The following is a 15,459-nucleotide window of genomic DNA, read 5'->3' on the forward strand; positions in this document are numbered from 1 at the left end:
CCATTATAAGAAAGTTGCCCACTGCTGAGACTTTTCAGCAGTTGCAAAAAAATGTGGATTTAACAGCGATGGCTTAGCGTTATAATTTAACACCGCTGCGTGCATATCTACAATATCACCGCCTGCTTCCTGCAGCACACAATGCCCAGCTGCAGTATCCCATTCGTAAGTAGGCCCCAAGCGTGGATATACATCAGCTTTACCCTCGGCCACCAAGCAAATTTTTAGAGAGCTGCCCAAGCAGATAAGTTCAGGTTTGACTAGGGTTGCCGTTTCCACACCAAGCAAAAATTTCTGAAAGCGCTCATCGGAGTGTGACCGGCTACCTGCAATAGTGACCTGTGTTAAATTTAGCGGCTTTGTATAAATCCTTTGTGGAGGTGCAGCGCCTTCTTGCTTATAAGCCCCCTGCCCTTTACTTGCGTAGTAAGTTAAACCAGTAACTGGCGCGTACACTACCCCCATAATGGATTTGTGCTGGCTAATTAAGGCAATATTCACCGTAAACTCCCCATTCCGCTTAAGAAACTCTCGCGTACCGTCTAATGGGTCAATTAACCAGTATGTTTGCCAGCTCAACCGTGAGCCAATATCAATCTCATCAGACTCTTCAGATAACACAGGGATATCCGGGGTAAGCTGGCTAAGCCTTGCAACAATAATATCGTGTGCAGCAATATCCGCCTCTGTGAGTGGAGAGTTATCTGACTTCATTTCAAAGCCAAAGTCAGTTGAATAAATTTGCATAATTGCATCGCCAGCTTCTTTAGCAATTGCAATCACATCCGCTTGAAATTGATGGCCTTCATTAATCATGATGGTTCACCCTCCGCTAACACTGCTAATAGGCCTGCCTCATCCAGAATCGCAATGCCCAATAATTGTGCCTTTTCCAACTTACTCCCTGCATCGGCACCTGCCACCACAAAGTCTGTTTTCTTTGAAACACTGCCTGCTACTTTTCCAGCAGCTGCCTCTATCAGTGCTTTGGCATCATCGCGCGACAGGCTTGGCAAGGTGCCAGTTAACACAAAGGTTTTACCAACAAGCTTACCGGTAACTTGCTGCCTGCCTTCTGTTTCTACCCAGTGTATTCCAGCATTTAACAATGCATCAATGACACTTTTATTATGATCTTCAGTAAAGAAGTTTCTAATTGACTCAGCAACAATTGGGCCAACATCATTCACCTCTAGCAAATCTTCAATACTGGCGGCCATTAATGCCTTTAAGTTACCGAAATGTTTCGCTAAGTCTTTAGCTGTAGCTTCGCCTACATTGCGCATGCCGAGCGCATAAATAAAGCGTGCAAGTGTGGTTTTTTTGCTGGTATTCAATGCATCTAAGATATTTTGAGCGGATTTTTCTGCCATACGCTCGAGGTTACTGAGCGTAGGCATATCAAGGCTGTAAATATCCGCCAGCGTATGCACCAAGTTAGCCTCAACCAACTGGTCAACCAGTTTTTCACCCAAGCCCTCAATATCCATGGCACGGCGTGAAGCGTAGTGTGTAATTGCCTGTTTACGCTGTGCAGGACAAAACAGCCCGCCCGTACAACGCGCAACGGCTTCATCTTCCTGCTTAAGAATATGCGAACCACATTCTGGACACACGGTCGGCATTTCAAAACGGCGCGCATTTAGTGGCCGATTTGCCAGCACTACGCTCACTACTTCTGGAATCACATCTCCAGCTCTGCGCACACTAACGGTATCGCCAATTAAAATATCTTTACGGCGAATCTCATCTTCATTATGCAGCGTGGCGTTGGTCACAGTCACGCCACCCACAAACACTGGTTTTAACCGTGCAACTGGGGTTATCGCGCCAGTTCTGCCTACCTGCACAGTGATGTCTTCTACTAAAGTAAGAGCCTCTTGCGCAGGAAACTTGTGCGCGACCGCCCAGCGAGGAGCACGAGACACAAAGCCCAACTCACTCTGTTGGTTAAATTGATTAACTTTATAAACCACGCCATCAATATCAAAAGGTAATTGTGGGCGCTGCTGGCCTATTTTTTCATAATACTCGCTAAGCCCTTGTACACCCTGCACCACATCACGCACGCTACTGACAGGAAAATGCAAACTAGCCAAGTAACTCATGGCGGCACTATGACTAGTCAGCGCGGGAATCCCTTCAGCCACACCTAAGCCATAGGCAAAAAATGTGAGTGGGCGTGTAGCGGTCACCTTTGCATCTAGCTGGCGCAGGCTGCCTGCGGCCGCATTGCGTGGGTTCGCAAACAACTTTTCGCCTTTTGCCAGCTGTGCTTGGTTAAGTTTATCGAAGTCACGTTTTAACATGAGCACCTCACCTCGTACTTCTAGCAACTCTGGTGGATTTTCACAAATTAAACGCATTGGTATAGCACGTAAGGTACGCAGATTATGCGTTACATCTTCCCCAGTGTAACCGTCGCCACGTGTAGCCCCTTGTGTAAAAACACCGTGCTCGTAAGTTAAGGTAATGGCTAAGCCATCAAACTTTGGCTCTACCGCATATTCCACTTGTACGACGCCTAAGGCCTCACGAATACGTTTATCAAAAGCTTCTAACTCACTCTGCTCAAACGCATTGTTAAGAGAGAGCATGGCTTGACGATGAGTGATGCTGTTAAACGCATTGGTAGCTGTACCACTCACACGCTGAGTTGGCGAGTCTGGCGCCACTAGACTGGGATATTGATGCTCTAAGGCTTGTAGTTCACGATAAATTTTATCGTACTCGCTATCAGGAACAGAAGGAGCATCAAGCGCATAATACTCGTAGTCGTAACGCGCGATTAACTCACGCAACTCTAAAATACGCTGCTCAGCATCGCTTAACTTCGGATCTGACATTAAACCTAACCTTGAAACTTATGAGAATAATCTACGCGCACTGTCTGAGCCAGGCACGATGCCTCGCACTAACATCGTGGCGTAAATCACTTTGAGTTGCTGCCGAATTTTTTCAATCTGCATATCGCCTAACGGCCTGTTGTTATCATCTACCAACACCGCATTTAGGCCCGCTTCCATATTTCGGGCTATTTGCACCATGTGATTGAATGCCTCAGTACAATGCATCACATGCGGGATATCTAGCTGGAAAGTAACGGCTTTCACTACACTCGTTCTTAACATTTCAGGGTTAAATGGGTAATTGTCTCGATTAAACATCACAAATGAAACAGAGGGTGCCTTAGCATTGACTTGTGATGCGTCACTTTCATCATAATACTTAAATGCGCCATCAGCCTCTAGCACCAAGCCCTGCGCCTCACTGAGGCCCCTTAATTTAGTGCCGGTGAAAGCACCATGATCACCATGCACCAAGTGGAAGCCCATCGTTTTATCCACTTCGATGCAAAAAGCATCTAATGCTGAGGCCGCTAATAATGAGTCACCGTTACTTTGCCATTCAACGTGGCCATCAATATCCAAGCCCAAGGTTTCTACAGCTAGCTGGAATCGGTTCAAGATACTACGGGTCACTGCACCTGCACGATCAGCAAGCTGTAAGCTACATGTGATTTTTGTAGTGGTGTAATCAGCAATCTCTGGTTGCGCCGCTAATGCGGTTAGCAGAACCCAATCCGTTTCACGAACTAATGCGTGCAGATGAATCGGTTTGTCATAATCTTCAAAAAAACCACCGATACTTGCCGTAATGTCAGTAATACTGGTTTCATTAGCTAAATAGATCACAGCAATTAAGTCCATCTGTGATTGAAGCATGGCGGGTAAACTAGATTTTGTCACATCATTTGCCACCGCAGCTTTAGGCGCTGTGGCTGCTGCTAGCTTAGTTGGGGCTACAGGCTCGTCACTCTCGTAATTAGCCGCATCAGTTGATACGGCGCTGACCGCCGGAGCGACATTAATTTGATTAAAAGCATCATTGAAAATTGCTTTGATTTCTTCATGCTGGGCTGGCTTGATATCCGCACTGCTGCTTGCTTCGTAAGCATCATCATGCAAGTCTGCCTCCGGTGTATGGTGGTGCTCATGGCCCTGCCTAGCGACTAACTCTGAATATGCTTCATCAATGTCATCCAAAGCGCCTTCATCACTTTCCGCTCTCGTATCCTTGATTGCTGCAAATCTGCTGTCACGACCCTCATGATCAAAACGCTCTTTCAAACGCTCAGTATCAATAGAAAAATTATCTTCTTCAAACGCATTGACTGCATCTGCACTGACACTATCACTGCTAGTACCATCATTTAAAAGCGCATCGTTTTGCAATTTAGAGAAGCTGCTTTCTACTTGCTGATTAAACCTTCGCTCCTGCCACCAGTTAAACAAAAGTACGGCAGCAATGATTAAAGCACCAATAATGATTAATATGATTTGCAAATCGTTCATTTACATTAAACTCTCAACTAAATAACAGCCGTCATTTAAGACGCTGTCTCAACCATTTTCACAGCCGCTTCCATATCCACGTCTACAATGCGTGAAACACCTGATTCCTGCATAGTAACACCGATTAATTGCTGCGCCATTTCCATTGTAATTTTATTATGACTCACATATAAAAACTGTGTTTTCTCAGACATTTTTTGCACCATCGCACAAAATCTCTCCGTATTGCTGTCATCCAGCGGTGCATCCACTTCATCCATCAGGCAAAATGGTGCTGGGTTCAGCCTAAATAAAGCAAAAACCAAGGCTAGCGCTGTTAGCGCTTTTTCACCACCTGATAATAAATTAATCGTACTATTCTTTTTACCTGGCGGTTGCGCGAACACCTGCATGCCGGTATCTAAAATCTCATCGCCTAACATCTCTAACTTAGCCTGCCCGCCGCCAAACAAGGTAGTGAACAACTCATTAAAATGTTTATTTGCTTCATCAAACGTGTGCTGCAAACGGCTGCGCGTTTCACGGTCAATTTTATAGATTGCATCCTCTAAGGTTTTGCTTGCCTCAGTCAAGTCTTGGCATTGGCTGTCAATATAGTGCTTACGCGCCTGCTCTGAGGCTAACTCCTCTATAGCCGCCAAGTTCACAGCACCTAAGGCTTCAATATCCGATGTTAGCTTGGTCTTTTTCCTTTCAAGGTCAGTCACTTTAACCTCTGCACCAACACTCTGCTTGAAATGACTTTCAAGCACAGCCTCTTCAATATTCGATCCTTCAAGCTCAGCCTGACATTGCTCAAAATAAATACGCGCTTCTTGCTCAGTTAAACGGCTAGCTTCCAACTTATCTCGCAAAGGATGCAATTGCTGTTCTTGCTGTAAACGTTCGCGCTCCTGCTGCTGCAAAATGGTTTCGTTCTCGCTCATCGCATTACGCAAGCTCACTAACGATAATTCACGCTGCTGCTTGGCGTTTAACGCTGCTTCCAGATTTGCTCTTAAAGCCTCCATCTTAGTTGCGGCCAATGTTGTTTCAACCTCTGCACACCGCAACTTCAGCGAAGAGATATCCTCTTGTATTGATTTAACTTTTAACTCTAATTCATTGATATTATTTGTTATTAATTTTACATTAAAACTTTTTTCTTGATGAATACGCTCAGCCACCTGCAACTGCGATCTAGCATCGTTTAATAAACTCTCCGCAGACTGCTTGTTTGATTCTAGCGACAATTTTTCATGCTGCAGCGCTGTAAGGCTTACAGTGATGGTATTGAGTAACGTTTGCTTTTGTGCACTTTCCATTTGCAGCTTCTGCAGTTTTTCTTCAGCAAGATTACAGTCTGCTTGCAGCATTGCCTGCCGCTGTATTGCGTTGGCCTGCTGCTGTTTAAGTTGCTGCAAATGCAAATTCAACTGATGCGCCTGCTGTGTCACATGCTTGAGTTGTTGCTGATGCCTATGCTGCGTAGAACGCAGTTGCTGCATATTGTGCTCTAGCTGTAACAGCTGTTCATTTTTAAGTGTCAGTTCCGCTTGCGCTTCTGGCAATTGGCTCTGCAAGGCAATCAAGCGTGCTTGGCGCTCCAGCACACCATGCAGTACTGACTGCTCGCCAAAATACGTCACACTTTGCCGAGTATAAATATCTCCGTGTTGGTTCACTAAACATTCGCCCCGTTGCAATGAGCCAACAGCTTTCACAACATCAGCATTACTATCTAATATATACACACCAGCCAGCCAGTCTTGCAGCACCGCCTGATAGCTAGGCTCTACATGCTCCACTAACGATAGCATAGTGGCATAAGGAGTAACTGTATCGCTAGCAACATGATCAGCGGCAGACTCGGATGCGGTAACTAGCGTTACAGCAAGCGGGGCCCGATCTGCCACACCAGCCTCAATCAACGATTGATCACACGCAATAGCATTAAGTTTTGCACCAAGAAACGCCTCAAACGCTGACTCCCAGCCAGACTTAATACGAACAAGTTGCCACAACCTTACATTTTGCTCCTGCTGGTGATTTAAACCAACGCCTGTTAACCATGCGCTTAATGCGGATGCATCATCCACTTTGCGCATAGACTGTTGCAGCTTAGCCAATGAATTAATTTCAGCCTCAAGTACATGCAACGCGCGCTGATGCTGATGCACAGCATCTCTATGGTTTTTAATTTCAACATGCAAAGCCTGCTCTTGCTGAGCAGCGTGAGTGCTTTGTTGCTCCAATTCAGCAACTTGCAAAGTCAAGGCGTTAAGTTCCGATTGCTGCTCAACAAGCAGACTATCCGCTGGAATCTGCAATGACGCATAACTTTGCTGTAGGCGCTTGAGTTGCTCATTAGTTTCTGCAATTGAGCGAGACAAATGCGCCATATTTGCCTGCTCTAAACGCAAGCGCTGCTCTGTGTTTAGCCATGTTGATTGGCTGGCATTAAAAGCAGCGAGTGCTGCCTGATAGCACTGCAACTGCAATGGCACAGCCTCACGTGCCGCGCTCATTGCCTCCTCGGCATGCATGCAATCTGCATTCGCCTGAGTAAGCTCAGCCTGAGCTAAACCGTGTGCGCGCTCAACTTGGCTGTGCTGTAGCGTGTTCTTCTCTAATTGCATCGATAGCTGATGCAACTGTATCTGTAAGCGCTCTCTCGCGTCCGCGGTGTTTTTCACTTGATTTTCAAGGTTAGACACTTCTGCATTCGCTTCGTAATAAGCAGCCTGCGCCACATTAACTGCTTCACTTGATGCAACATGCTGCTGCCGGAGTGTTTCTAGCGTATTTTCACTATGTCGCAAGCTTGCCATTTGTGCTTCCAGTGCATTGACTAGCTGCTCAACAGCACGTTGCGACTTCTCCCACTGCGCACTTGCATCACGCTTTTTTAATAACCAAATCTGTGCCTTGGTGATATTTAAAGCTTGCTGCATTTGATTGTATTGCGCAGCTACTGCCGCTTGTGATTGCAAACGTACGATTTGCGCATCCAACTCACGCAGAATGTCCTCTACCCGTAACAAGTTTTCACGTGTATCACGTAAGCGCTGCTCAGTTTCTTTGCGCCGCTCTTTATACTTACTAACCCCGGCCGCTTCTTCAAGGAATACGCGCATCTCTTCAGGGCGCGCTTCCACAATTCGGCTAATGGTATTTTGCCCGATAATCGCATAAGCCCTGCCGCCCAAACCCGTACCTAAAAACAAATCGGCTACATCACGGCGACGTACCACACTATTATTAATGTAATAAGTCGAACCCTTATCACGCTCAATCACTCGCTTTACCGAGATTTCCGCATACTGAGACCACTCCCCGGCCGCACTACCCAAGCTGTTATCAAACACCAACTCCACACTGGCGCGAGAAATAGGCTTGCGGTTACCTGAGCCGTTAAAGATGACAGCATCCATCGCATCTGCTCGCATTTCTTTGGCAGACGACTCCCCCAGCACCCAGCGCACAGACTCCATAACATTCGATTTTCCACAGCCATTTGGGCCAACCACGCCTACACGTTGCCCATGAATATGCAGCGTTGTCGGGTCAACAAATGATTTGAAACCTGAGAGTTTGAGATGGGTTAAACGCAAAATGAACTTTTACTAAATAGGTTTGGATTAGGTTTGGCTTTAGGGCGTTATAATAACGTTTTTTAAGCTAAAAGCTCTACTATCATCATGACTGATCTATCACTAGGTGCAAAACCAACCGCGCAACCCTCTAAAACGTTAGAGACATTTGAAAGCCCAACCACGACACGTGATTTTCATATCCATATGGAAATCCCAGAGTTCACGTGCTTATGCCCTAAAACAGGCCAGCCTGATTTTGCTGTGATTTATTTAGACTACATCCCGGATCAACTCTGTGTAGAACTTAAAAGCCTAAAACTCTATATGTGGTCATTCCGCGACGAAGGCTGCTTCCATGAAGCTGTGACTAATCGCATATTAGATGACTTGGTTGGAGCTACTCAGCCTAAATTCATGCGTGTGACCGCTAAATTTTATGTCAGAGGCGGCGTATTCACAAACGTTATTGCTGAGCATCGCAAACCAGGCTGGCAGCCACAACCGCGTGTTGAATTAACCCAATTTGAAAGCCAATCCAACATCCGCGGCTAAGCGCAATCATCAATAGTGATAGCGGCAGCTTGATTGATGTGCAAATTCTTTTAGAATTTGCACAAATTAACAGGAAAGTGATTGACAAGCCCCGCGCCCATCTTTAATATGGCGCCTCGCTAACATTGCAACAGCTTAAAACAATATGTTGTAGGTTTTGGGGGTATAGCTCAGCTGGGAGAGCGCTTGCATGGCATGCAAGAGGTCAGCGGTTCGATCCCGCTTACCTCCACCAAAAAGACTTACAAATCACTTCGATTTATAAGCAAAATGTTGTAAAATGCTGCACTTGTTAGTTTAGCGGTAAATTCTTAGGTCCCCATCGTCTAGAGGCCTAGGACACCTCCCTTTCACGGAGGCGACCGGGGTTCGAATCCCCGTGGGGACGCCAAAAGTTTTCTTAAACTGTTGGCTAATTTAAAGCATCAGTAGTACGGTAGTAATTCTTAGGTCCCCATCGTCTAGAGGCCTAGGACACCTCCCTTTCACGGAGGCGACCGGGGTTCGAATCCCCGTGGGGACGCCAAAAGCTATATAAACCATATAGATTAGGCAACAGTTGTTAATGAACATCAATATTGACACTGATTTAAGTACTGATAGTCCACGCACTCCTCAAAAAAAATCCTCTGCCCTAATAAATATCATGTTGACTCTATCGTCAATTGCAGGCTCACCTTATCCGTTAAAATAAAAATCGGAATGCTCGGTTCTTAATCTGCTAGCCACATCTAGCAAAGATTTATTCCAATTAGTATGATGTTATTCCATAGCATCTGATGAGCTCAACCTCCACTGAGGGACTGGAAAATATAAACAGTTGCTTCATCTGCAACATAATCAGAGAGTTTTACTTTATCAATCACGACAGTGTCATTGATACTGATATTCACATGCCGGCGCAAGCTACCACGTTCATCAAGTACGTAATCAGTAAAGCCTGGCGCAATCTCGTTCACTGCAAGTAAAATTTCCGCGACCGAGCCAGCTGACACAGTAATCACTCGGTTCTTTAATTGCGGAAAGTACCGGTAAAGATGTTGCGTCATTTCTACACGAGGCATGATATCAACCAAATCGTACTGAATAAATCGGCGGAAAATTGCTACCCAAGCATTGCCATGTTTCACCACGGTCTTCTGATAAGTACACATTTCCAGTGGTACTGCCAAAACATAAACAATCTCCCGACACATCAAGACCATGTCTAAGGACAATGTCGTAGGCATTATCTTGCGGCAGACCTTGTCTAAACGTTTGCCATGTCTGTCCACCATCAGAAGTCCGTGCGACGAACAAACCGCCATCAATCGCCATGCGCTCTGAATCTGCACTTGCCGGCACCACCCACGCGGTACGTCCATCATTTACATCAGCCGCAATTGGGAAACCAAAATTCACACCAACATTAGGCATGCTGACCTTTTTCCAGCTCTCGGCGCCGTTATCACTGTAAAAAATACCGCAGTGATTTTGCTGCCAAAGATGATTAGGCTGATTGGGGCAACTTGTTACGAAATGTGGGTCATGACCCCAATCGGATTCTGGGTTCGGCATGTAATCATTCAGCATACCGCGATTACGTCCACTCCAACTTTGGCCACCATCGGTAGTCTCGATGACCCCAGCTGTAGATACAGCGACATACATATGGCTTGCATCGTGCGGATCAATAACGATGGAGTGAATACCGGGTTCAAACACGCCATAATCGATACTGGCAGGCGTGCCATTCCAATGATTTTCCGAGGTCGCATCACCTGCGAACAAATCACCACCCCGACTATCATGATTCCATAGCGGTCGGTTGAGCTCCCACGTATCACCGCCATCATCACTGATAAATAAACCACCAGGGATAGTGCCTGCATATAGCCTACCAGGCTGATTGGCATCCCCAAACGCGATATTCCAGATTTTTAATACAGTTGCATCGCCATATTCTGGTTGAGCAGACGGTGACTCCGGGTTGAAATCTGGGGTAGGCAGATATTTGACGATATAACGTGCGCCTTCAGGATATTTTAAGGATGAAATATCGACCCACGTTGCACCCCCATCACGAGAACGGGATAACTTAGGGCCCCAATGCCCATGGTCCAAAGATGCCCACAATGTACCGTCACGAGGGTCACGCGCCGCATAACACACAGGGATACCCGCATGTGCAATTTGGCGTGGCTGCCATTTAGCATTGATACGATCGAATATTATGGTGCCCTTGCGAGTGCCGAGTAAAATCATATTAGACATTAACTTATCCTCACACATAGCCACGTCATGTAACAAATAGAGAGAAAAGAGCTTGAGATTAGTTTTGTAATTAGACTACATTTATTGGGAAATTAACAACGAAAATGAATGCCCAGTAAAGCCGTTATCGCCAACGCTTTAATAGCAGAAACTATCTCTCATCTAAACATTCAAACATATTATGGATTAATCGAATCATTGTGATGTGCGCTATCGAACAGACTGTTTGTGCACCATGTGGTATTTAAAGATATATGTAGACGTAATTCAAAGTTGGCTGGCTTGTTAGGGCGAATAGCTAGTGATCATAGGTTCTATATCTCGCCCGATAGGAGAAATCAAATGTCTAGGAAGCTAATTGTTATACCACTTGCAGCTCTTCTGCTAAGTGGGTGCATAGTAGCGCCTGCAGACAGAGTTGTTGTGGCACCGGCACTGCCAGTTGTTGTGGAGTTAGGCGCAGAGCCTTATTACTATCAACAAGGATATTTCTATTATTACGACAATAACTACTGGCGCTACTCGAACTCAAGATCAGGGCCATGGTCAGATCTTCCTCGTAGCCACTATCCTAAAGAGATCAAATACAGAGATCGCCGTGATGGACGAGATAGGGACAGAGGTCGAGATAGGGATAGAGATCACGATCATGACCACGGTGATCGGAAATATTAATACTAGCGTTTTTGCCTAACGATGCTTTAGGAATGGCTGCACGAACTGAATCGCCACTAGCTTACTACACACCTTAGGGCCGTAGTAAGGGCAACCAAATAACTGTGTTTTTATTCCATATTGCAGCTATTTAGATTGAACGTAAGTTCCGATTTGGCTCGACAGCAGCCATTTTAATTTGTCGCATTGGTAACGAAAATGCATTTGTGCTGAGGTTAAGGGTTACCTCAGCACAAAAAGTTATGACGCGTCATCCTAACTGGTCGCAGCCGCTATATTGGCCCGCGCCCTATGCAATTTTTTATAGCTATCGATCAGGCGATGATGCCTGTCGAGCCCTTCCAGTTTCATACTGGTCGGTGTTAAGCCGAAGAAGCGCACGCTGCCTTCTACTGAGCCGATGACGGCGTCCATCCTATCATTGCCAAACATGCGGCGGAAGTTGACTTCATAGTCGGCGAGCTCTAGGTCGTCATCCAGCATGACCTCCAGCACCACATTCAGGGCCTGATAAAATAATCCGCGCTCTAGCGTGTTGTCGTTGTACTGCAGGAAGGCGCCTACGAGTTCATGCGCTTCCTCAAGCTGCTGCAAGGCGAGATGAATCAGCAGCTTCAATTCCAGCACGGTGAGCTGACCCCAAGCCGTATTCTCATCAAACTGGATGCCGATTAAGGTGGCGATATCGCCGTAGTCATCCAGCTCGTTATTTTCTAAACGCTCAAGCATAGCTTCCAAGCTGGCGTCATCTAGGCGATGCAGGTTCAGAATATCAGCGCGGAACAACAGCGCCTTATTGGTGTTATCCCACACCAGATCCTCTACCGGATACACTTCAGAATAACCCGGCACTAAGATTCGGCAAGCCGTAGCGCCTAGCTGGTCATACACCGCTACATAAGCTTCTTTGCCCATGGCCTCGAGTATGCCGAACAAGGTGGCAGCTTCTTCGGCATTAGCGTTTTCACCATCGCTAGTAAAATCCCACTCAACAAAATCGTAATCTGATTTAGCGCTGAAAAAGCGCCACGACACTATGCCGCTGGAATCAATAAAGTGTTCCACAAAGTTATTGGGCTCAGTCACGGCTTCACTGGCAAAAGTGGGCTGTGGTAAATCGTTTAGGCCTTCTAAACTACGGCCTTGCAGCAATTCGGTCAGACTCCGTTCCAGCGCCACTTCTAGGCTTGGGTGCGCACCGAACGAAGCAAATACACCGCCTGTGCGCGGGTTCATTAAAGTGACGCACATCACTGGGTATTCACCCCCGAGCGACGCATCTTTTACCAGCACCGGAAAGCCTTGCTCTTCCAGCCCCTGAGTGCCAGCCAGAATGCCCGGATATTTCGCCAGCACTGCCTGCGGCACATCTGGTAAGGCGATTTCACCTTCGAGAATTTCGCGTTTGACAGCCCGTTCAAAAATCTCCGACAGGCATTGCACTTGTGCTTCAGCCAGCGTATTGCCGGCGCTCATGCCATTGCTGACGTAAAGGTTTTCAATTAGGTTGGACGGGAAATAGACAACCTCACCGTCCGACTGGCGCACATAGGGCAGCGAACAGATACCGCGCTCGGTATTGCCGGAGTTAGTGTCGATTAGGTGCGAGCCACGCAGTTCGCCATCCGGGTTGTATATCTCTAGGCAGTACGCATCCAGAATCTCTTTCGGCAACGCATCTTTACGGCCCGGTTTGAACCAGCGCTCGTTCGGGTAATGTACAAAAGCGGCGTTGGCAATATCTTCGCCCCAGTACGAGCCGGCATAGAAATGGTTATTACTCAGTCGCTCGATATACTCGCCCAAGGCCGATGCCAGCGCGCTTTCTTTACTTGCGCCTTTGCCGTTAGTGAAGCACATAGGCGAGTGCGCATCACGGATATGCAATGACCACACATTAGGAATGATATTGCGCCATGAAGCGATTTCAATCTTGATGCCCAAGCTCGCCAGCAGTCCCGACATATTGGCGATGGTTTGCTCTAAAGGCAGGTCTTTGCCGGTAATGTAGGTGTGCGTATCGGCAGATGGATTCACCATCAGCAAAGCCTGCGCATCTTCGTCCAGATTCGCCACTTCTTCAATGATAAATTCGGGGCCGGCTTGCACTACTTTTTTTACCGTACAGCGGTCTATGGAGCGCAAAATCCCCTGACGGTCTTTGTCGGAGATATCCGCCGGTAACTCTATCTGTATCTTGAAAATCTGCTGATAACGGTTTTCCGGATCCACAATGTTGTTGTGCGATAAGCGGATGTTTTCGGTGGGAATATTGCGTGTGTTGCAATACAACTTAACGAAATAGGCTGCGCACAGAGCGGATGAAGCCAAAAAGTAATCGAAAGGTCCGGGTGCCGAACCATCACCTTTATATCGGATAGGCTGGTCGGCAATTACCGTGAAGTCATCGAACTTGGCCTCAAGACGTAGCTTATCGAGAAAATTGACCTTAATTTCCATGGGGATAATTCCAAAATAGTGCAAAAAATGATGTGGCGCTATTATCCCTCACAACGCCGATGCCGTGTGATACATCGATGCTTTGTGCCGAAGGCAGTTAGTCTGCAATCAATGTAATTAGGTGAAATATCAACAAAACTGTCGTTAGTAGTCAGCAAATTATTAATATTGTTCTAGTTTTTCGTTGTAAGGTCCCTAACTTCTCCAGCTAACATTACTTTAATATAATTTTAAGTAACTGATTAAGCTAACCATCACTACCTTTCTGGCACATAAGCAAAAAACCATTCGCCATATGACCGTTGATTCTCAAAATAACGGTATGTTGGCCTGAAGTTTTTAGTTTTAAATGGCTTTAATGGTGATTTGCTGTACACACCCAGCACACCGCCACTAGGTGCCTGTAATATGCCCCAGTCTGGCACTTGAGTAATGGGATCAGCATAAATTTTTCTTAGATAACGCCGTGGGACAGGGTAGCGATCATCTTTTAACAACGCCTCTAAATTTGGCGGGTATTGTTTAACCACGCCAGGCGTTTGGTTGTAATAATTACCTATTGCTTTTCTGATGGTATCCCCTACTTTAAGTAGCTCCTGCTCTCTTTCACGCTTTCTGGCTTCATTCCATTTAACGCCAGCCGCGGCCAATACTAAGCCTGCAATCATAATGAGTACGAGTAAACCAATTAAGATAAATCCCAGTTGTTGATTTTTGTTACCAGTCTGCATAATTAGTACCATCAGAAGCAATCATATCGGCTCCGCTGTGAATATCGTAAATTGCGCCTTTAGCCTCAACATCTTGTGGCGGAGAAATAGCCCAAGTTACGGTACTTTGAGTAATTGGATCTTCTGGCACAGACCGTAAATACTTGTACTGGACTAACTCTTCCAGCGTTTCCGGATACACATTCTTGTCGCTATAAAACTTATCTATTGCGTCCCGCATGATAATGAGATCATGTTTAAGGATTGTTTCTTTAGAGCGATCTATTGAATTGAAATACCTAGGGGTAACCAAGCTTAGCAACGTAGCGATAATCGCTAATACCACTAATATCTCTATCAGAGTAAATCCTTGATTATTATCTTTCACGCGCATCACCATTCACTATAAGGTTGTTGATTAATGCCAACTTCATTGGAAAGTGAATGCACATCATAGACATCATCTCCCGCCTCTGGCGTTTGAAATGAGCTGATATAGCTGCGTTTGCCCCATGTTTCGTCTGCACTTACAGAGGTGTCGATTGCAAATGGGTCGCGAGGTATATTGCGCATAAAGTAAATCTTACGTTTTTTTGGGTCTTGCATATTTTCCACCCCCGCAACCAACACTTTGAGTGATGGCGGATAACCTGATTGATCAATCGACTTTTTAATCAGGCCATCATCTACAGCTTGTTTGTAATGATCAATAGCATCACGGATTTGCCATAGCGCTTTTTTTAGCTCCTGCTCCTTATTACGCTTTGCAGATAACTGCACCATCGGCGCAGCAGAGCTAACAAGCAATGCAAGCAGTACTAAAGATACCAATAATTCAATCAGCGTGAAGCCTTTGTGTTTTATAAATGACTTAGGCAT

The 15,459-nt window shown here is 46.0% G+C and carries 11 protein-coding genes and 3 tRNA genes; 4 read left to right on the forward strand and 10 right to left on the reverse strand.

Annotated features, from left to right (window positions below; all coding sequences use genetic code 11):
* Positions 1–3: 3 nt before the first annotated feature.
* From cysQ to smc, 4 genes are read right to left on the reverse strand one after another with little or no spacing between them, the layout of a single operon-like run.
* Positions 4–816 carry a 3'(2'),5'-bisphosphate nucleotidase CysQ gene (gene cysQ, locus ACSSU7_RS03575; RefSeq protein WP_492517354.1) on the reverse strand — a complete coding sequence of 271 codons (813 nt, stop codon included), beginning with the start codon at positions 814–816 and terminating at the stop codon, positions 4–6.
* Positions 813–2,846: an NAD-dependent DNA ligase LigA gene (ligA, locus tag ACSSU7_RS03580; RefSeq protein ID WP_492517355.1), complete on the reverse strand. Its 2,034-nt coding sequence runs from the start codon at positions 2,844–2,846 to the stop codon at positions 813–815. Before ligA ends, cysQ begins: the two co-directional genes overlap by 4 nt.
* A gap of 18 nt (positions 2,847–2,864) precedes the next feature.
* Positions 2,865–4,355, reverse strand: a complete 1,491-nt coding sequence (locus ACSSU7_RS03585; protein WP_492517356.1) for a cell division protein ZipA C-terminal FtsZ-binding domain-containing protein — start codon at positions 4,353–4,355, stop codon at positions 2,865–2,867.
* Between the two features lie 35 nt (positions 4,356–4,390).
* Positions 4,391–7,948, reverse strand: coding sequence for a chromosome segregation protein SMC (smc, locus tag ACSSU7_RS03590; RefSeq protein ID WP_492517357.1), 3,558 nt, complete (start codon positions 7,946–7,948; stop codon positions 4,391–4,393).
* Positions 7,949–8,035: 87 nt separating this feature from the next.
* Between smc and queF the strand changes: the two genes are divergently transcribed.
* The 4 genes from queF to ACSSU7_RS03610 all read left to right on the forward strand — a co-directional run bounded on the left by queF (position 8,036) and on the right by ACSSU7_RS03610 (position 9,008).
* The gene (gene queF, locus ACSSU7_RS03595; protein ID WP_492517358.1) at positions 8,036–8,482 is read left to right on the forward strand and encodes a preQ(1) synthase; all 447 of its coding nucleotides are present in this window, start codon (positions 8,036–8,038) and stop codon (positions 8,480–8,482) included.
* Between the two features lie 159 nt (positions 8,483–8,641).
* Positions 8,642–8,717, forward strand: a tRNA-Ala gene (locus ACSSU7_RS03600).
* 80 nt (positions 8,718–8,797) lie between these two features.
* Positions 8,798–8,873 (forward strand) — tRNA-Glu (locus ACSSU7_RS03605).
* A gap of 59 nt (positions 8,874–8,932) precedes the next feature.
* A tRNA-Glu gene (locus ACSSU7_RS03610) sits at positions 8,933–9,008 on the forward strand.
* A 259-nt stretch (positions 9,009–9,267) separates the two neighbouring features.
* Here the strand turns inward: ACSSU7_RS03610 and ACSSU7_RS03615 are convergent.
* The 6 genes from ACSSU7_RS03615 to ACSSU7_RS03640 form a co-directional block, all read right to left on the reverse strand.
* Positions 9,268–9,546 carry a ubiquitin family protein gene (locus ACSSU7_RS03615; protein WP_492517359.1) on the reverse strand — a complete coding sequence of 93 codons (279 nt, stop codon included), beginning with the start codon at positions 9,544–9,546 and terminating at the stop codon, positions 9,268–9,270.
* A gap of 4 nt (positions 9,547–9,550) precedes the next feature.
* Positions 9,551–10,735 (reverse strand): WD40/YVTN/BNR-like repeat-containing protein, encoded by a 1,185-nt coding sequence (locus ACSSU7_RS03620; protein WP_492517360.1) that lies wholly within the window; start codon positions 10,733–10,735, stop codon positions 9,551–9,553.
* Positions 10,736–11,665: 930 nt separating this feature from the next.
* Positions 11,666–13,870 (reverse strand): OsmC domain/YcaO domain-containing protein, encoded by a 2,205-nt coding sequence (locus ACSSU7_RS03625; RefSeq protein ID WP_492517361.1) that lies wholly within the window; start codon positions 13,868–13,870, stop codon positions 11,666–11,668.
* Positions 13,871–14,127: 257 nt separating this feature from the next.
* Positions 14,128–14,601 (reverse strand): pilus assembly FimT family protein, encoded by a 474-nt coding sequence (locus ACSSU7_RS03630; protein WP_492517362.1) that lies wholly within the window; start codon positions 14,599–14,601, stop codon positions 14,128–14,130.
* Complete coding sequence (locus ACSSU7_RS03635) at positions 14,588–14,974, reverse strand: type II secretion system protein (RefSeq protein ID WP_492517363.1); 387 nt, start codon at positions 14,972–14,974, stop codon at positions 14,588–14,590. Before ACSSU7_RS03635 ends, ACSSU7_RS03630 begins: the two co-directional genes overlap by 14 nt.
* Positions 14,974–15,459 carry a type II secretion system protein gene (locus ACSSU7_RS03640; protein ID WP_492517364.1) on the reverse strand — a complete coding sequence of 162 codons (486 nt, stop codon included), beginning with the start codon at positions 15,457–15,459 and terminating at the stop codon, positions 14,974–14,976. Before ACSSU7_RS03640 ends, ACSSU7_RS03635 begins: the two co-directional genes overlap by 1 nt.

The organism is Methylotenera sp. E1MeOHC1 (genome assembly GCF_058745595.1).

Excerpts from the sequence above, each read along its gene's own strand:
- ACSSU7_RS03630 (WP_492517362.1), bottom strand. The coding sequence starts at position 14,601 with ATGCAGACTGGTAACAAAAATCAACAACTGGGATTTATCTTAATTGGT.
- ACSSU7_RS03625 (WP_492517361.1), bottom strand. The coding sequence starts at position 13,870 with ATGGAAATTAAGGTCAATTTTCTCGATAAGCTACGTCTTGAGGCCAAG.
- ACSSU7_RS03640 (WP_492517364.1), bottom strand. The coding sequence starts at position 15,459 with ATGCCTAAGTCATTTATAAAACACAAAGGCTTCACGCTGATTGAATTA.
- ACSSU7_RS03585 (WP_492517356.1), bottom strand. The coding sequence starts at position 4,355 with ATGAACGATTTGCAAATCATATTAATCATTATTGGTGCTTTAATCATT.
- ACSSU7_RS03635 (WP_492517363.1), bottom strand. The coding sequence starts at position 14,974 with ATGCGCGTGAAAGATAATAATCAAGGATTTACTCTGATAGAGATATTA.
- cysQ (WP_492517354.1), bottom strand. The coding sequence starts at position 816 with ATGATTAATGAAGGCCATCAATTTCAAGCGGATGTGATTGCAATTGCT.
- ACSSU7_RS03615 (WP_492517359.1), bottom strand. The coding sequence starts at position 9,546 with ATGCCTCGTGTAGAAATGACGCAACATCTTTACCGGTACTTTCCGCAA.
- ligA (WP_492517355.1), bottom strand. The coding sequence starts at position 2,846 with ATGTCAGATCCGAAGTTAAGCGATGCTGAGCAGCGTATTTTAGAGTTG.
- queF (WP_492517358.1), top strand. The coding sequence starts at position 8,036 with ATGACTGATCTATCACTAGGTGCAAAACCAACCGCGCAACCCTCTAAA.
- ACSSU7_RS03620 (WP_492517360.1), bottom strand. The coding sequence starts at position 10,735 with ATGTCTAATATGATTTTACTCGGCACTCGCAAGGGCACCATAATATTC.